This is a genomic window from Hungatella hathewayi WAL-18680 (genome assembly GCF_000235505.1).
Classification (GTDB): Bacteria; Bacillota; Clostridia; order Lachnospirales; family Lachnospiraceae; genus Hungatella_A; species Hungatella_A hathewayi_A.
Genome location: NZ_JH379027.1, coordinates 2860156 through 2876954, shown reverse-complemented (window position 1 = coordinate 2876954; position 16799 = coordinate 2860156). Strand labels below are relative to the sequence as shown.

Below are 16799 nucleotides of genomic sequence, written 5' to 3'. Positions count from 1 at the left end.
AGGAAAAGGGGGAAATCACAGCCACAGCCTTAATTACAGACAGAAAGACCACAGACAAAGCCACGATTGTTATACTCAATATCAACCGTCTGGCCTACCTTCAATTCCCCTACAACAGGAATCTGGAGAGCATCACTAACAAAAATAGAAGAGACAGCATCACCCGTCACCTGTGAATCCTTAAACATGGAATGTAATGTAACACCCTTTACAGGATTACCAGTTCTATGACTGGTATAGTTTACAGACTGAATACCTAAAATCTTAACTTTCATTTCTTACTCCTTTCATATTCAATTGTCATTGTGCCACACCCGGAGTTTACATCGACGGACATGATTAGTATCATAACTAACTATCGCTTACACGAGGGTTACCGATGCACCCACAACAACCGTTCCAACAACCTCCACTCTGAATTCTTCCTACGGGCTTGTGACCGTCATCGGCTCATTAAAGGGGAGAGGGCCTAGGCCCCCACCTCCATATCTGCTTTTTTCAATGCACTCTTTACCGCATATACCGCCGAAAACTGGGCACCAGTAAAAGAACGTTTAGAAGCATCATCGGAATCAATACTATCCATGTATGCCTCCAAGTAGGTATCGTAAATCTCATCAAATATAGCTTTTTCTTTCTTTGTCATAGCTTTCCCCTTTCACTTGTTTGAGATATTTGGTATACTTATCTTGTGACTACATTATCTCATATTATGACCATAATGTAAATTGGCATTATGACCATAATATAATAGAAAAGTTGTGCATTATGACCATAATGCACATGAGGTGTAAAGAATGAGTGATTTTAACCAATCCAAATATATTAATGATTTTATAAAAGAAACCTATGACACAATTAAAGTACAAGTACCAAAAGGACAAAAAGAGACTATAAAAAATCAAGCAAAAAGAAAAGGCTATAAGTCAGTTAACGCATATATAAATAATCTAATACAGAAGGATATTGAGCAAGATTCATGAAACATTTAACTCAATATCAACAGGAGATTCTATGTCAATTTCTGTATCATTTTCAACATCGTCCATAGTTGCCACAGTGGCGGAAACCTCGGCGGGGCCCCGTTCCCCTTCCTCACTTTCCACCACTGTGTCAATCTCTGTTTCTGATACGGTATCTATCATGGCAAACGTATCATAGATACTGTAATAGCGACGCTGGCAACGGAAAAATTCAGAGCCAATACGCTCCTTCATAGGGTACCAGATTTTAACCTTCACGAATAAGCCAACCGGGCAGAGCATGAGACAGGAGAGAAGCAGTCCCCTCCATCCCATGTTAAGCACTTTACGGTGTACATACTCATATTCAATAAGTCCACGAACCTGTCTATCAAGCATGCGGTCAAACTGTGCGCAGAGTATGATAAAATAGCCAAAATGACGATGCATGGTAAAAAACCAATTCCACCTGTCACGTCCTTTTTTAGACCAGTCACGGCTGTTGAAAAGAAGCTGTGCTTCATCAATCACAAGCAGTATGCTGTCTTCCTTGCACTTCTTTCCCTTAAAATATTCTCTCGAAAACTCCACCAGTTTGTCCGGGTCAAGTTCCCAGTTTGGTACATAGTGGATATCTTTATGTGGTGTACGGATGTTATCCACATTGACAGGAAAATTACAGATAATCGGGGCACGACGACGACACCATTTGTAGATTGTGGATGCCGTGTCAAGAGACTTCCCAGAACCGGGAGTACCACTATACAGTACTATCATAGTTACCTCCTTATTCGATTGCCTTGATAATGCGGAGCAATGCACTGACCGCATAAAACAAGATAATCGCAGACGTCCAGGCCGTCAAAAGAGTGACAAAATCGCTCACCGGGACAAAGTAATTGAGAAAACCAATATACGGTATGGAGCCGACAGAATCAATAAATCCACGAAAAGGAGAGTCCGGCAGTAGTTCCATTACCATCATCAAAACACTGTTAAAAGCCTTAATTAAAGCATCCATCATTTACCCCCTTATTAATCCACGAGTAGCAGAGATAAGACCAGCCGTAAAGAGCAAGTCAAGCATCACCCGGAGTATATGCACAGCGGGTGCCCAGTCGTCAAAATTAATAACAACGATATGTTCAAAATGATAACCGCCCCAGTCAAGACGGAGTGGCAAACTGATATTAGGAGCCTCGGCAGAAGAGGAGAGTACCTCCACTAAATGGAATAAGTCAAAGGGTATGCAGAATGGAAATTTATCAATGATAACCTCTGAAATTTTCAGGCGTTCCAAGTCGTCGTCATCCACTTCCGTTTCCTTGTGAAAAAAGTCCGAAACAGCAATGGAGATGCGGGAGGGGATTGCTTCAACCGCCTTAATCAGTGTTGAAAGTTTAAGAGAAACTTCGGTCAAATCACCGTCAACAGCTTCATCCGTAGGCGTATCCGTTTCGTCGGGAATATCACTTCCCCAATTGATAGCAAGACCACCTGAAATGATAGCATTTTTCAGTGCATCTTCATCGACAGCATTCTGTACGGATTCGAGAGATTTGAGCGCATCCTCGATAGATGACGGAAGCGTTATCGAAGCGGGAACCGATACCGGAGCCGTTTTCTGCAGTACGGGCCAGACAGCAGAAACAGGCAGTTTACTGTTATTCAGCAGACCGTCTAATTTACCTTCATAAACATATGCTTCCGCAGAAGCCTTATCAGCAAATACAGGCAAAGGAATAGCATTAATCATAGGGTATGTTAACAGGCTGAGAGGTATCTTATTGGGATAATATGTCTCTCCATACCAATAACTTAAATCAATATCATAAAGTTTTCCACCACCAGAAAATTTAGCAACAGAATAACCAGCGTCATCTGTACCCAATTTATCAGCAAGACAATAAATAAGACTATCACCATCAGAATAAAAAAATGAATTAGAAAAGTCTCTATCAAAGATATAAAAATTCATATATAAGCGGTCATAATTGAATTTTTTAGACGGCTTAAAATCGTAAGACAAAGCCACATCACGTGGATATAAAATTGAAAAAATATACCTATACGATGAACTAAAATTAGAACAACCGGGATAAGGAAGAAGACTGAGTCCAAAAGAATCAGAGTCATTTGGAAAATCAGCACCAGGAGCATATGGAAACTCCATGCTGTCTGTACCATAAGCCGGAAACTCCGAAAGAAAGTCTTTCATGCCATCATACAGAGAGGATTCACCGTCAGAAATAGCAACATTATCACCAAACGATTTATCACCGATGCCTATCAGCATATCCATCTGCTTTCGTGCTTTCTGCACAGATGGGTCATCAGCCAGACCCTGGGACTTATCATACAGCCACTGCGAAAAGGAGCCAAGCTGTTTGCGCTCCCCCTGGAGCATGTAATCATCATAACCAGACCACTGCCCAAGCCATGCAGACATGCCGGAAAGCGACGTCTGTACGCCACAGGAGTTAAGCAGAAGGTTAATTACATACGTAGCCGGGTTAAGAGTGAGAGAAGATGAAGAAGCATAGGAAACCATAGTCAGAGACAGAACAAGGAGCGTTGAAAGGCAGAAACAGCCAATACGTTTTATCATCAAAACACCTCCTAAAAAGTAGCGGAAGCGAAACGAAATCGCTTCCGCTGAAGATAGAATCTTATGCCTTGCCAGCCACACGCTTAAATACTTTTAAGCCGACAGTAACGACAATACCAGCTCCTACAAGCGGTAATGCAATGGGGATAACCCCGCCAATTGCAGCAGACACCTCAGATGCAATTGTCTGACAGGCAGTAGTAAGAGCCCCTGTAACACTGACACTTTCAGAAGCAAAAGCTGGAACGGCACCCAGCATGCTGACAGCAGTCGTAACTGCACCAGCAACAACAAGTTTCATTTTGTCTTTCATCATTGTGAAGACCTCCTTTTAAAAGTTTTTATATATATGAATCACTACATGGATACCAAGCCCGAAGAGCATAGGAATAGCACCCAGCAGAAACCCAGCGGAAATAAAACGAACACATAAATCAAGCAACTCATCGAACATCATAATAGCATCAACTCCTTATGTAACGGCTGAATATCTGGAACATCAGAAGACCAGTAATGAGAGATAAGAGGAACAATCCACAGATACCAATATCCCTGATATCTGAAACCATTGTGCCGATATCTTCAAGGGAACCATAATCAAGTTCACCTGAAAATGTGTCGAAATCTTCGAAATCTGGAGACATAACATAGTCCGCATTACTTGACGAAGAAACAGGAATTCTACCCATGGAAATCATAATCAAACCTTCCTTTTTGTTATCATTTGTGATATGATAATAGAGACCAATCCAACTATTCGCGAAAGTCTACTTTAACGAATAGATGGGAAGGAAAAAGGGGTTAGAAAGGGCTAGTTATTATCACTATGAAATTACAGCGATTATACAGTTTAACACGCCAGGCTATCGACGATTATCAGATGATATCTCCTGGTGACCATATTGCTATCGGGGTCTCGGGCGGTAAGGACAGCCTGACGCTGTTATATGCACTTCAGGGGTTGAAACGTTTTTATCCTAATTCGTTTGAGCTGTCGGCTATTACGGTGGATTTGGGCTTCCAGGAATCTGACTTCACTCCGGTAAAAGAACTCTGTGAGCGATTATCCGTTCCTTATACCATCGTTTCTACGGAGATTGGAAAAATATTGTTTGATATCCGCAAAGAATCCAACCCATGCGCCCTCTGCGCCAAGATGCGGAAAGGCGCGTTGAACCAGGCCGCCAAGGACTTGGGCTGCAATAAAATTGCCTATGCACACCACAAGGACGATTTGGTGGAAACCATGTTGTTGTCCTTAATCTATGAGGGACGCTTTTATGCATTTTCGCCTTACACCTATTTGGACCGAATGGATTTATCCGTGATTCGGCCGTTGATGTATGTGGATGAGGCCGATGTCATCGGATTCAAGAATAAATATGAGCTTCCCGTGTGCAAAAATCCATGCCCGGTGGACGGTCATACAAAACGGGAATATGTTAAATTATTAACGAAGAGCTTGGAAAAGGAAAATCCAGGTGTGAAGGAACGCATGTTTCATGCAATTTTGAACGGAAATATTGATGGATGGCCGGAAATTGCTTCCATACGCAGATAATCGCACATACGCACATCTATCGATTCCATCTGCCAGTCTCTCGCCTGGCATTTAGCAGGTGTTTAGCAGGATTGCAAGATTATAACAACAAATTTCAGGAGGTATCTATCATGGCTAATCTTCCATATTATGAGCAGAAAGACCGGGAAAACACGAAGAAGCTCCGGGAGCTGATTAAGTCACTGCCACTCTTCTGCTCCACCTTTTTCCGTGGCATTGAGCCGCTGACGTCATCCCGCACTAGAATCGCCTATGCCTATGATTTGAAGGTGTTTTTTGACTTTTTGATGAAGGAAAATCCGGAGCTGAGCAAGCTGACCATGCAGGATATCACGATCTCCCACTTAGACCAGCTGAGAGTCTCCGATTTGGAAGAATATATGGAGTACTTAAAGTATCGGTTCAATGAGAAGAACCAGGAAGTCGTCAACAAGGAACGAGGCATCATGCGGAAAATCGCCTCGTTAAAGAGTTTTTATAACTATTTTTACCGCAATGAGATGTTAAAGAACAATCCGGCCGCCCTGGTGCAGCTGCCGAAGCTCCATGAGAAGGAAATCATCCGCCTGGATATCGATGAGGTGGCTCTTCTCCTGGATGAGGTGGAACGGGGTGACTCTCTGACTAAACAGCAGAAAGCCTTTCACGAGAAGACAAAGCTGCGGGACCTGGCCATGCTGACCCTGCTTCTGGGCACGGGAATCCGTGTGTCCGAGTGTGTGGGCTTAAATATCTCCGATGTGGACTTCAAAAACGGCGGTATCCGCATCCACCGAAAAGGCGGCAAGGAAGTGACCGTCTACTTCGGTATGGAGGTGGAGGAAGCGCTCCTCGATTACCTGGAGGAACGGGAACACCTGATTCCGGAATCCGGCCACGAGGATGCACTGTTTCTGTCCCTTCAGATGAAACGCATCTCTGTCCGCAGTGTGGAAAACCTGGTGAAGAAATATGCAAAAATCGTCACACCGCTGAAGAAAATTACGCCCCACAAGCTGCGCAGCACCTACGGCACCAATTTATACCGGGAAACCGGCGATATCTACCTGGTGGCGGATGTTCTCGGCCATACCGACGTCAACACCACGAAAAAGCACTACGCCGCCCTGGAAGATGAACGCCGGCGCAGTGCCAGAAATGCGGTGAAACTCCGGGAGCAGTAATCATCAGAACCGATGCTGGTGGATAATTGTGGCAGCACCGTCACCAGAATAAGAGCGATGGCGTCCTGCAGCCAGACCGTGGAAACACATAAGGTCAGGTGTAGTAACACTCAAGCGCGTATTCTGGTAAATTAAGACCAGCATTTGCACTGCTCAATACGTTTTCCATTGTCGCCCTGGTTTTCGTCATAGGCAAACTGTGTCAGCAGTTCGCAAGGGAACTGGCTGCATTGGCCGCAGTGTTCCAGTTCCTTGGCTTCGCAGCAAGCCTTGACGGGGCAGCTGTCGCCCCAGAAGGGCTTCTCAATATGTACACAGCCTTTACAACCCATCTGCTCCTGATATTCGCATTCACTGCACAAAATACCGCATCTTGATTCAATCATAACTGATACCTCCGTGTTGTGTCGTATTTTGTTCTATAATAGCAAATGAGACATGACAACTGTATGTCATGTCTCATATTTTAAATGTACCAGTCTTTAATCTTTATCAATCAATTGCCATGTTATCAAACTATCTAACCGGCATTTCCAGCCAATTTCCAGCCAGCATCCGCTGTATCCGCTGCTTCATCTACTCAGCCGCCACCAGATACATAACGGTCAGATGGTTCCCTGCATGGATGGTATCTTCTTTTAAACCATTCATCCGCTTTAATTCATCCACATATTCCTTCACGCTCAATTCCGTGTCCTGGCTGTACTCCTTGGCGATGGCCCACAGACTGTCGCCCTTCTGAATCGTAATACTCTTATAGCAGCGGCTCATCGCCGGCCCGGCCGGTTCCTCCGCCATGGCATTCATCAGTGAATGGCCAAAGAAATTGGAGCCAATCATAACTACCAGCGCCAGTATCATCATTAACTTCTTCATACGTTTCCCCTCCTGTGTACTCTCCTGCCGTATTGTCTACCGCATTTATCCCCTGTGACTTGTTGTTCTCCTGTCTTTTCTTGTAACCGGTATGGACTGTCTCAAATCCAATCATATGTTCCGAACAAATGTTGCGAACGAATGTTCTGTTTCTGATATCCTTATTATAACACCGAACGGATGTTTGTCAAGACTTTTTGACTATTTTTCGAACAAAGGTTTGCATTTTTTTCGAACATATGTTACTATATAAGAGATAGAGAATCCTACATATAGATTCATAATTCAGGAGGGATAGAATGGCGCAGGGAAGAATCACTGCAAAACAGCAGGAAATACTTGAATATATTAAAGAGACAATATTGAAAAAGGGATATCCGCCGGCAGTCCGTGAGATTTGTGAGGCGGTGAAATTAAAGTCTACCTCTTCTGTCCACTCCCATCTGGAGACACTGGAGAAGAACGGATACATAAGAAGAGACCCGACCAAACCACGCACCATCGAGATTATCGACGAGTGCTTCAACCTGACAAGACGTGAAGTGGTGAATGTGCCGCTGGTGGGCACCGTAGCCGCAGGCCAGCCAATTCTGGCAGAGGAGAATATTGAGAATTATTTTCCGATTCCGGTGGAGATGCTGCCGAACGCCCAGACCTTTATGCTCCGGGTCAAGGGCGAAAGTATGATTAATGTGGGCATTTACGATGGGGACCAGATTATCGTGGAGGAACAGGATACTGCCCGCAATGGCGAGATTGTGGTAGCCCTGGTGGAGGATTCCGCCACCGTGAAGCGATTCTTCAAGGAAAACGGCCACTACCGCCTTCAGCCGGAGAATGACGCGCTGGAGCCGATTATTGTGGATGATGTGCAGATTGTCGGCAAGGTTGTCGGTTTGATTCGTATGATGTAAGAAGGTTCATCCCTCTGCTATTATGGCAGGGGGATTTTTTATATAACAGGAAATCGCGGTATAAACATACAAACAGGGCATACAGTTTACATAAAATAATTATGTCAACCATATGCCCTATCAACAATCTCAAAATCACAAAATCTCAATTTCCCAATTATCCAGCTTCCATCCGGACAAGCCAAATTCCAATCTTACAGCTCGCCCTCTTCCACCAGTTTCCCATCTCTCCAGATACGCTCCAAATCATAGAACAACCGGTCTTCCTTTGAGAACGCATGCACAATGATATCGCCATAATCCATCAGTATCCATCCGGCGCTGCCGTAGCCTTCGATCTGGCGGCACTCATACCCTGCCTTGCCAAGCTCCTCCTCCACATTGTCCACCATGGCCTGCACCTGGTTGGGGTTGGAGCCGTTGGCGATAATAAAGTAATCGGCCAGAACAGACACGCCCTGAATGTCAATCACCTTAATATCCTCCGCTTTTTTATCTGCTAAAGCTGCCTTCGCAATCTTTACCATTTCCAATGAGTTAGACATCTAAATCTCCCTTTCCTGTCCGGCCCTCCCGCAGGGCCAGGTAATATTGATAAGTTTCCTGTGACATGGAATCGATATACTGGCCTTCCCGCTCCAGATATGCCAACATCCCCTCCAGAATCTGAAAGAGTGCCTCATCCAAGTCTATAAACGCCAGCCGCCGCATATCGGGAAGGTTCTCCGCCTGATTCCGCCTTGGCTCAATAAAATCGGCCACAAACAGAATCTTGTCCAGCAGCCCCATATCCGGTTTCCCCGTGGTATGGCAGGCGATGGCATCCAGTATCTCCCTATCCTGGACTTCAAACCGATGCTCCGCCATCCACGCCCCGTATTTGGCGTGAAGAACCGGCAGCGCCAGCCGCTCCGCCGGAGTCACCTCGATTCCATGTTTTTCACATAGCTCCAGTATCGTCTGGTCGTCATACCGCTTGGCACAGTCGTGAAGCAGACCGGCCAGCTCCGCCTTGTCCAGTGGATAGCCGTACCGCATCGCCAGCGCCATACAGGTGAAGGACACACTCAGCGTGTGCTCATAGCGGGACGGTTTTAATTTTTCTTTTAATTTTTTCCGTATCATCGGAACCCTGTCATTCATGATTCACCCTCCTGATACAGTTTATGTGACCGGATATAATCGGCCACCTTCTCCGGCACACAGGTATCCACCGGCTTGCCGCGGGCCGCCATCTCCCGGATTTCCTCCGAGGAAATGTCCACCTCCCGGCAGTGGAGCATCTGAATGTGACCGCCATATTTCTCATTTAAATACGCAATCTGCTCCTCCATAGGTCGATGGCTCCCCCCGTCATACTCCCGGCTGGCCGCCAGAATGTTGACGGCTCCAATCACCAGTTCCGGGTGATACCAGCCCTCAATCTCATACAGAGAATCAGCCCCCAGAATAAAATAAAATTCATGCTCCGGGTACGCCTCCTTGAGAAGCGCCAGGGTCTGGGCCGTGTAGGTATATCCATCCCGGCGAACCTCAAAGTCGGAGAACACAAAGCCCTCCTCCTTCTCAAGCGCCAGTTCCAGCATCCGGCACCGGTGTGTGACATCCGTCACATGATGGTCTTTTTTGTGGGGCGGCTGCCCGGTTGGCATATACCAGATACGGTCGAGTCCATACTCCACATAGGCCTGTCTGCCCAAATACAGATGGCCATTGTGGACCGGGTCAAAGGTTCCGCCCATGATTCCTATCTTTCCCATAGCAGGAAGTCTCCTTTTCTACCAGAAATCTCGGAATAGCAATCTCTAAAATAGCAAATATAATCTTTCAAAATCCCTCTAGGGAAGCGTGATTTTCCGCTTGTTCTCGTCTTTTGCCTGTTTGTAAAGGACGATTTTCTTACCAATCACCTGTACCACTTCCGAGTGTGTCCGCTCTGCCAGTACCTCCGCGATGGAGCGGCCGTCGTCCATACAGTTCTTCAGCACGCTGAGTTTAATCAGCTCCCTTGCCTCCAGCGCTTCTGCAATCGCCGCGGTCAGTTCCGGCGTCACACTGGATTTTCCAATCTGAAAAATCGGGTCCATCTTCATGGCAAGACTCTTCAGATATGCACGCTGTTTCGTCGTCATAACGTCTCCTTTGTCCTACTTACTTATAGTAATCAAATGCGAACCCATACATACGCACGGTGTCGCCTTCCTCGATGCCAGCCTGTTCCAGTTCCTCCAGGATACCGGAGGTCTTTAAGAAGTTCTGGAAGAACACAAAGCCCTTCTCCGACTCCAGATTGGTGTAGCCCAGCATTTTCTCGATGCGCGGTCCTTCCACCACAAACTCCCCGTCCTCGTTCTTCTCCACCGTGTAAGGCAGTTCCGCCGTATTTAAGGAGCTCATATCGAATTCCCGCTCGAAGATAACCGGAGCCTGGTCCACGGTCTTTAACAGCTCGTAAACCGCGTACAGTAGCTCCTTGACGCCCTTGCCGCTGACAGCCGAGATCGGATACACCTTGATGCCTTCCGGCTCAAATGCCGCCGCAATCTTGTCCACCGGATTCTCGTCGCCCTCGTAGATGGCGTCAATCTTGTTAGCCGCAATCACCTGGGGTCTGGTCAGCAGTTCCGGATTGTAAGCCTCCAGCTCCGCGTTGATGGCCCGGATATCGGCGATGGGGTCACGTCCCTCCGTGGACGCCGCGTCCACCACGTGAATCAGCACCTTCGTCCGCTCAATATGGCGGAGGAAGTCATGTCCCAGTCCCACGCCCTGGGAAGCGCCCTCAATCAGTCCCGGAATATCCGCCATGACAAAGCCAGCGCCGCCGTCCAAGTCCACCACACCCAGATGCGGGTTCAACGTGGTGAAATGGTAGTTGGCAATCTTCGGTTTCGCGTTGCTGACTCTGGAGAGCAGTGTGGATTTCCCTACATTGGGGAAACCGACCAGTCCCACGTCCGCAATCACCTTCAGTTCCAGCTGCACCCACAATTCCCGTCCGGACTGTCCCGGCTGGGCATACTTGGGCGCCTGCATGGTGGGGGTGGCAAAGTTCATATTGCCGAGACCTCCCCGGCCGCCGTTTAAAATCGTCTCCCGGCGGTTGTCCCCGGACATATCCGCAATCACCTGGCCGGTCTCAAAATCCTTAATCACGGTTCCTTCCGGAACCTTTATCACAAGGTCAGCGGAGTTGGCGCCGTGCATCCGTTTTTTGCCGCCCGGCTCGCCGTCCTTGGCCACGTATTTTCGAATCTGTCTGAAATCGGTGAGGGTGTTGAGTCCGTCGTCCACCTCAAAGATGATATCGCCGCCTTTGCCTCCGTCACCGCCGTCAGGACCGCCGCAGGGCACATACAGCTCTCTTCGGAAGCTGACATGGCCGTCGCCGCCCTTGCCTGATTTAATAAATATTTTTGCACTGTCTGCAAACATGTTACACCATAACCCTTCTGAAATGTCACAATTAAGAAAGAAAGGCCCCATACGCTAAGGGTATGAAGCCTTCCAGTGTTCCAACTATTCGTTGATTGTTCTTGGGTATACAGAAACCTGTTTCTTGTCTCTGCCCTTTCTTTCAAATCTGACTACACCGTCAACCGTAGCGAATAATGTATCATCACCGCCACGTCCAACATTGATACCTGGGTGAATCTTGGTACCACGCTGTCTGTACAGAATGTTGCCAGCCAGTACGAACTGTCCATCTGCTCTCTTAGCGCCTAATCTCTTAGACTCGGAATCTCTACCGTTCTTGGTAGAACCAACTCCCTTTTTATGAGCGAATAACTGAAGGTTCATCTTAAACATCACTTACACCTCCTCGAATCGAATTTTAATATATGGTTCTCCGTACATCTCCGCGATATCTTCCAAACCGAAGACCAGCGAATTCATAAGGAGTTTTGACTCGGAACTGAAGCCCTGGGCAAACCGGAATTTGAAAAGACCTGTCTCTTCATCCATATCCGCCTCAAACGCATCATCGGTAAACTGTTCTACGGAATTGGCCATATTGAGGGTCAGCGCTGACACCGCGGCACAGACAAGTTCTTGTCCGTCCTGATGGTCATCGGCTAAGCCGGCATGTCCCAACATCTCAATCCCTGTGTAGTTTTGTTTCGAATCGACTAATACGGTTACGTTAATCATAGCGTCCGATTAAGCATTGATTTTATCAATCTTAACCTGTGTATAGAGCTGTCTGTGACCATTTTTCTTATGGTATCCAGATTTTCTCTTATACTTGTAAACGATAACTTTTTTAGCTTTACCTTCTTTCACAACGGTTCCGCTAACGGTTGCTCCTGCTACGGTTGGAGCTCCTACTGCTAACTCTCCGTTGTTCACAGCTAATACCTGGTCAAAAGTGACAGTCTCGCCAGCTTCCACACCAAGTTTTTCAACCTTAATGATATCGCCTTCTGCTACTTTGTACTGCTTTCCACCTGTTGCAATAATCGCGTACATATTGGCACCTCCTATTATCATTACTCGCCAACTGCGGTGTCCGGAATGATCCGAAACTTATAGACCTCATTGTGCGGCATACTGGTACATAATAACATTTCGATAAGGTGTTGTCAAGAATAATATTGGAAAAAATCAAGGTTTTTATTCAAAATTTTCATGTTTTTCCTACCGTTCATGCCTTGGAATGCAGAGCTTTGGCGCTGACACCGCGGATGTTTCCCAGTTTCCCGGACAGCGCGCTGATAATATCGCCGGGGGCGTCAACCACCACGCTGATGATATTCACCTGCTTCTTCTCATAGGGAAGACCCATTCTTCCTATAATATAGCTGCCATACTGGTGAAGAATCTCATTCACCAGCGCCACGGACTCCTTATCTTCTATGATAATGCCTATGACCGCAATTCTCGTTTCCATCCCTGTCCTCCTGACCTGTCAAATCATCCGGTTATTTTTGCCTTGATTCTGCTTGTGTTTCCACGTTAATACGAGTATAATATTCTATCGGACTGTCTTACCAAATTTTAGTACATAACAAGGGGAACTGCCAATATGAATATGAAAAACAATACGATGAATTATCCTGTCTTCCTCCGCTGCTGTTACGGTTATGCCGTCAGCGGAATGTCTGTCCTGGTGGTGGGCGCCATCCTGCCATCCTTAATCCGGGAGGCGGGTTTAAGCTACGCGCTGGCCGGAGGACTGCTCTCCATGATGGCCATCGGCAACCTGTTTGCCAGCCTGTTCTTCCCGGCCATGGTTTCTGCCATAGGAAAACGCATGGCTATCACCATTATGGCGTCAATCGTGCCGTGCAGCTATCTGGTGCTGACCTTCCTGCCGGGCATCCCGGTGATGTACCTGATTATGGCGCTGGTGGGCGTGGCCCGCGGCTCCATCACCATCATCAACAATGCGACCGTCAACGAGATCAGCAACAACTCCAACAAGATGGTCAATCTGCTCCACTGCAGCTTTGCCGTCGGCGCGTTTCTGGCGCCGTTTCTGACCGCGCTGCTGTCCTACGCAGGTTTTACCTGGAAGAGCATCATGTACGTGATTATCGCCCTGTGCGTCACCTCCACCCTGTCCTACGCCACTATGGAATATCCCAGTGACGGCAGGGAGAAGAAACACCAGAATCTGTCGGAGAAGCACGCATTTTTGAAATCCTTTGATTTTTACTGTATTGGGTTTGTGCTGTTCTTCTACCTGGGTGTGGAGAACTGTATCAACGGCTGGTTTGTCACCTATTTACAGAGCACGGGAATCATGACGGAGACATTTGCCACCACTATGGTGTCCTTCACCTGGCTGGTGATTATGGCTGGCCGACTGGTGTGCGCGTCCCTGTCCAAACATTATTCCAAGAGCGCTATCGTGTTGATGAATGCCATCGGAAGCGGTATCTGCTTCTTTATCCTGATCTCCTCCAGCTGGCTGCCTGTCATCACTGTGGCACTGCTGGGCTTCGGGTTCTTCCTGGCCGGCATTTATCCGGGCTGTATCGCCAATGCGGGCCCGATTATCGGCGGCTCCACCATGGGTATGTCGGTGCTGACCGCCATTTCCGCCATGGGCGGCATCATCACGCCACAGCTGGTGGGAAGCGCGGCGGACCGCATCGGTCTGGTGGCGGCCATCGGCATTTTGTCCGTCAATGTGATTGTGGTTATTGTCCTGTCCGCAATCAACTTCAGGCGGCTACGACAGCGGTAAGGCTTACATTATCCCGCCATATGGCAGGGACAGCGGTTATCCCGCCATACGGCAAGGCCGACGGTTATCCCGTCCATGCTGGAGAAAGCAGTTTCTCTACTGCTTTCTCCATGTTCCCGGCGAGAAAAGTAACAGCATCGGGAAGATTTCCAGACGCCCTGCCAGCATGTCAAACATCAATACTAGTTTGGACATCACGGAAAACTCCGAGAAGTTGCTGGCAGGTCCCACGCCGCCCATACCGGGCCCGATGTTGTTAAAGGTCGCCGCCACCGCCGTGAACGTGGTGTTGAAATCAAATTCATCCAGGCTCACCAGCAGGACGGAGCTTGCAAAAATCAGAATATACACAATAAAATACGCATTCGCCGAGCGCACGATATTGTGCTCAATCGGCTTTCCCTCCAGTTTCATCACCTTCACACTTCTCGGATGAATCAGGGAAGCCAGTTCTTTTAACGTCTCTTTTATCCATATAATAAAACGCGACACCTTCATACCGCCGCCGGTACTGCCGGCGCAGGCCCCGATAAACATAAGCCAGATCAGAATGGTCTTGGAAAACTGGGGCCACACATCAAAGTCCACGGTGGAAAATCCGGTGGTCGTGATAATCGACGCAACCTGGAAGGCCGCGTGATGAAACGCGTCAAACAGAGTCGGGAAAAAGCTCCTCACGTTCCAGGCTATCAGCAGGGTGGACACCAGAATAATCCCAAGATAAGTTCTGGCCTCCTCGCTCTTTAATGCCTCCTTCGGCCGCTTGAACAAAAAGAGGTAGTACACGTTAAAGTTGATTCCAAACAGAATCATAAAAATCGTGATAACTCCTTGGAGATAGTAACTATCATAAAAAGCAATACTGTTGTTCTTGATTCCAAAACCACCGGTACCGGCCGTTCCAAATCCGGTGGTCAGCGCGTCAAAGAGCGGCATTTTCCCGGCCAGCAGAAGGATGACCTCTATCACGGTCATGGAAAAATAAATCAGATACAGCAGTTTTGCGGTGGCCTTCACCTTGGGAACCAGTTTCCCCACTGAAGGTCCAGGGCTCTCCGCACGCATGATATGCATGCTGTACCCGCCTCCGGCCAGGGGAAGAATCGCCAGCAGAAAGACCAGCACGCCCATTCCGCCTACCCAGTGGGTGAAGCTTCTCCACATCAGCATGGACTGGGACAGGCCCTCCACGTTGTTTAAAATACTGGCTCCCGTGGTGGTAAAGCCGGAGATGGTCTCAAAGACCGCGTCCGCCAGGGAGGGAATCTCCCCGCTTATCCAGAACGGTAATGCGCCAAAAAAGCTAAGCAGCACCCAGCTGAGCGCCACCGTCACAAAGCCTTCTCTCGCATAGAATACCGTGTTCTTCGGCTTCCTGTGCACGGCCAGCCAGCCGAGAAACCAGCACATAATCATAACAATCAAAAAATAAATCCCGGTATGATCCTGATAAACCACTGCTGTCGCACAGGGCAGCAGCATCAAAAAGGCTTCTATATTCAACACCCATCCGAGAAAATATCGAACAATCCCTATATTCATAATGCCAGCTTCCTCACTTTAAGATATCTTTCAAGTCGTTCAATCCGGTGTTTGTCGTCACGATAATCACCGTATCATGCTCCTCAATGGTATCTTTACCGCGAGGGGTGATGATTTTTCCATTCCGGTTAATACAGGCTACCAGAAGGTTGTCCTTCAAGGACAGTTTCTCCAGCGGCACGCCAATCATCGGCGCGTTTTTCTCCACCCGGAATTCCAGGGCCTCGGCCCGGTTGGCCACGATTTTATAGAGGGTCTCCACGTTGCTGCCAAGGGAATTCTGCATGGCCCGGACGTACTGTAAGATGGAGTCCGCCGTGATCAGTTTCGGGTAGATAATACTGCCAAGATTCATGGACTCAATCACATTTTCAAAGGCAATCCGGTTTACCTTGGTGATCAGCTTGGCCTTGGACTGGCTTGCCGCGTAGAGAGACAGCATAATGTTCTCCTCGTCAAAGCCGGTCAGGGAGGCAAATGCTTCCGTCTGCCGGATGCCCTCCTCCAGCAGCACCTGCTGGTTGGAGCCGTCCCCGTGAATCACCATCACATTGGGCAGTTCCTCGCTGAGAACCTTGCAGCGCTCAAAATCCTGCTCGATAATCTTAATCTGAATGGGGGTATCCTGAAGCATTTTGGCCAGGTAGTAGGTGATTCTTCCGCCGCCCACAAACATGGCGGTCTTGATGCTGTTGTTGACAATCCCCACTTCCTTGAAGAACTTCATGGATTCCACCGGAGGCGCCACGAAGTACACTTTGTCGCCTCCCATCATTTGGAAGTTACCGTTTGGAATAATCACGTCCTCCCCACGCTCCACGGCACAAATCAGCACATTGCAGCGCAGCTTGGGAGTGACCTCGTACACCTGCATGTTATGTAAGACCGAATGTTCCGGAATGATAAATTTGAGAATCTCCACCCGTCCCTTGGCGAAGGTGTCAATCTTGATTGCCGACGGGAACCGCAAAAGCCGGGAC

General features: G+C 47.8%; 25 protein-coding genes. 5 read left to right on the top strand and 20 right to left on the bottom strand.

The window, feature by feature from the left end; translation table 11 throughout:
* Positions 1–29 precede the first annotated feature (29 nt).
* Together HMPREF9473_RS26870 and HMPREF9473_RS27365 are read right to left on the bottom strand one after the other, a co-directional pair.
* Positions 30–275, bottom strand: a complete 246-nt coding sequence (locus tag HMPREF9473_RS26870) for a hypothetical protein (protein ID WP_006780562.1) — start codon at positions 273–275, stop codon at positions 30–32.
* Positions 276–469: 194 nt separating this feature from the next.
* The gene (locus HMPREF9473_RS27365; RefSeq protein ID WP_006780561.1) at positions 470–646 is read right to left on the bottom strand and encodes a hypothetical protein; all 177 of its coding nucleotides are present in this window, start codon (positions 644–646) and stop codon (positions 470–472) included.
* Positions 647–797: 151 nt separating this feature from the next.
* On the opposite strand from HMPREF9473_RS27365, the gene HMPREF9473_RS12895 reads away from it, so the two are divergent.
* Complete coding sequence (locus HMPREF9473_RS12895) at positions 798–983, top strand: hypothetical protein (RefSeq protein WP_034858386.1); 186 nt, start codon at positions 798–800, stop codon at positions 981–983.
* On the opposite strand, the gene HMPREF9473_RS12890 is transcribed toward HMPREF9473_RS12895, so the two are convergent.
* From HMPREF9473_RS12890 to HMPREF9473_RS12870, 5 genes are all read right to left on the bottom strand, one after another.
* Positions 978–1739 carry a zonular occludens toxin domain-containing protein gene (locus HMPREF9473_RS12890; protein ID WP_006780560.1) on the bottom strand — a complete coding sequence of 254 codons (762 nt, stop codon included), beginning with the start codon at positions 1737–1739 and terminating at the stop codon, positions 978–980. The genes HMPREF9473_RS12895 and HMPREF9473_RS12890 overlap by 6 nt on opposite strands.
* Before the next feature lie 10 nt (positions 1740–1749).
* The gene (locus HMPREF9473_RS12885) at positions 1750–1983 is read right to left on the bottom strand and encodes a hypothetical protein (RefSeq protein ID WP_006780559.1); all 234 of its coding nucleotides are present in this window, start codon (positions 1981–1983) and stop codon (positions 1750–1752) included.
* Positions 1984–1986: 3 nt separating this feature from the next.
* On the bottom strand, positions 1987–3570 hold the full coding sequence (locus HMPREF9473_RS12880) for a hypothetical protein (RefSeq protein WP_006780558.1): 1584 nt from the start codon (positions 3568–3570) through the stop codon (positions 1987–1989).
* Between the two features lie 61 nt (positions 3571–3631).
* Positions 3632–3886 carry a hypothetical protein gene (locus tag HMPREF9473_RS12875; protein WP_006780557.1) on the bottom strand — a complete coding sequence of 85 codons (255 nt, stop codon included), beginning with the start codon at positions 3884–3886 and terminating at the stop codon, positions 3632–3634.
* A gap of 148 nt (positions 3887–4034) precedes the next feature.
* Positions 4035–4268, bottom strand: a complete 234-nt coding sequence (locus HMPREF9473_RS12870) for a hypothetical protein (protein ID WP_006780555.1) — start codon at positions 4266–4268, stop codon at positions 4035–4037.
* Positions 4269–4396: 128 nt separating this feature from the next.
* Here HMPREF9473_RS12870 and HMPREF9473_RS12865 point away from each other — a divergent pair, with 128 nt between their 5' ends.
* Both HMPREF9473_RS12865 and HMPREF9473_RS12860 read left to right on the top strand, forming a co-directional pair.
* Positions 4397–5131, top strand: a complete 735-nt coding sequence (locus tag HMPREF9473_RS12865) for a tRNA 2-thiocytidine(32) synthetase TtcA (protein ID WP_006780554.1) — start codon at positions 4397–4399, stop codon at positions 5129–5131.
* A 110-nt stretch (positions 5132–5241) separates the two neighbouring features.
* On the top strand, positions 5242–6294 hold the full coding sequence (locus tag HMPREF9473_RS12860; protein WP_006780553.1) for a tyrosine-type recombinase/integrase: 1053 nt from the start codon (positions 5242–5244) through the stop codon (positions 6292–6294).
* 131 nt (positions 6295–6425) lie between these two features.
* Here the strand turns inward: HMPREF9473_RS12860 and HMPREF9473_RS12855 are convergent, their stop codons facing one another.
* Together HMPREF9473_RS12855 and yneA are read right to left on the bottom strand one after the other, a co-directional pair.
* Complete coding sequence (locus tag HMPREF9473_RS12855) at positions 6426–6680, bottom strand: DUF3795 domain-containing protein (protein ID WP_006780552.1); 255 nt, start codon at positions 6678–6680, stop codon at positions 6426–6428.
* Positions 6681–6870: 190 nt separating this feature from the next.
* Positions 6871–7170 carry a cell division suppressor protein YneA gene (gene yneA / locus HMPREF9473_RS12850; RefSeq protein ID WP_006780551.1) on the bottom strand — a complete coding sequence of 100 codons (300 nt, stop codon included), beginning with the start codon at positions 7168–7170 and terminating at the stop codon, positions 6871–6873.
* Between the two features lie 299 nt (positions 7171–7469).
* On the opposite strand from yneA, the gene lexA reads away from it, so the two are divergent.
* Complete coding sequence (lexA, locus tag HMPREF9473_RS12845; protein ID WP_006780550.1) at positions 7470–8084, top strand: transcriptional repressor LexA; 615 nt, start codon at positions 7470–7472, stop codon at positions 8082–8084.
* 194 nt (positions 8085–8278) lie between these two features.
* Here lexA and rsfS read toward each other — a convergent pair whose 3' ends face one another.
* The 9 genes from rsfS to HMPREF9473_RS12800 all read right to left on the bottom strand — a co-directional run bounded on the left by rsfS (position 8279) and on the right by HMPREF9473_RS12800 (position 12975).
* Positions 8279–8629, bottom strand: coding sequence for a ribosome silencing factor (gene rsfS / locus HMPREF9473_RS12840; protein ID WP_006780549.1), 351 nt, complete (start codon positions 8627–8629; stop codon positions 8279–8281).
* A complete protein-coding gene (gene yqeK, locus HMPREF9473_RS12835; RefSeq protein ID WP_006780548.1) occupies positions 8622–9227 on the bottom strand; it encodes a bis(5'-nucleosyl)-tetraphosphatase (symmetrical) YqeK in 606 nt (201 codons plus the stop codon). Before yqeK ends, rsfS begins: the two co-directional genes overlap by 8 nt.
* Positions 9224–9844, bottom strand: a complete 621-nt coding sequence (nadD, locus tag HMPREF9473_RS12830; protein WP_006780547.1) for a nicotinate-nucleotide adenylyltransferase — start codon at positions 9842–9844, stop codon at positions 9224–9226. The genes yqeK and nadD overlap by 4 nt, the downstream gene beginning before the upstream one ends.
* A 78-nt stretch (positions 9845–9922) precedes the next feature.
* Positions 9923–10216, bottom strand: coding sequence for a ribosome assembly RNA-binding protein YhbY (gene yhbY, locus HMPREF9473_RS12825; protein ID WP_006780546.1), 294 nt, complete (start codon positions 10214–10216; stop codon positions 9923–9925).
* Between the two features lie 19 nt (positions 10217–10235).
* Positions 10236–11519 (bottom strand): GTPase ObgE, encoded by a 1284-nt coding sequence (gene obgE / locus HMPREF9473_RS12820; RefSeq protein ID WP_006780545.1) that lies wholly within the window; start codon positions 11517–11519, stop codon positions 10236–10238.
* Positions 11520–11603: 84 nt separating this feature from the next.
* Entirely contained in the window at positions 11604–11894 is a 291-nt protein-coding gene (rpmA, locus tag HMPREF9473_RS12815; RefSeq protein ID WP_006780544.1) for a 50S ribosomal protein L27, read from the bottom strand.
* 3 nt (positions 11895–11897) lie between these two features.
* Positions 11898–12236 carry a ribosomal-processing cysteine protease Prp gene (locus HMPREF9473_RS12810; protein ID WP_006780543.1) on the bottom strand — a complete coding sequence of 113 codons (339 nt, stop codon included), beginning with the start codon at positions 12234–12236 and terminating at the stop codon, positions 11898–11900.
* A 9-nt stretch (positions 12237–12245) separates the two neighbouring features.
* Positions 12246–12554, bottom strand: coding sequence for a 50S ribosomal protein L21 (gene rplU / locus HMPREF9473_RS12805; RefSeq protein WP_006780542.1), 309 nt, complete (start codon positions 12552–12554; stop codon positions 12246–12248).
* Positions 12555–12729: 175 nt separating this feature from the next.
* Entirely contained in the window at positions 12730–12975 is a 246-nt protein-coding gene (locus HMPREF9473_RS12800; RefSeq protein ID WP_006780541.1) for a TM1266 family iron-only hydrogenase system putative regulator, read from the bottom strand.
* Between the two features lie 135 nt (positions 12976–13110).
* Here HMPREF9473_RS12800 and HMPREF9473_RS12795 point away from each other — a divergent pair, with 135 nt between their 5' ends.
* On the top strand, positions 13111–14277 hold the full coding sequence (locus HMPREF9473_RS12795; protein WP_006780540.1) for an MFS transporter: 1167 nt from the start codon (positions 13111–13113) through the stop codon (positions 14275–14277).
* 96 nt (positions 14278–14373) lie between these two features.
* On the opposite strand, the gene HMPREF9473_RS12790 is transcribed toward HMPREF9473_RS12795, so the two are convergent.
* Together HMPREF9473_RS12790 and HMPREF9473_RS12785 are read right to left on the bottom strand one after the other, a co-directional pair.
* Positions 14374–15819 (bottom strand): TrkH family potassium uptake protein, encoded by a 1446-nt coding sequence (locus tag HMPREF9473_RS12790; RefSeq protein ID WP_006780539.1) that lies wholly within the window; start codon positions 15817–15819, stop codon positions 14374–14376.
* A gap of 13 nt (positions 15820–15832) precedes the next feature.
* A partial coding sequence (locus HMPREF9473_RS12785) for a TrkA C-terminal domain-containing protein (RefSeq protein WP_006780538.1) occupies positions 15833–16799 on the bottom strand: 967 nt, incomplete at its 5' end.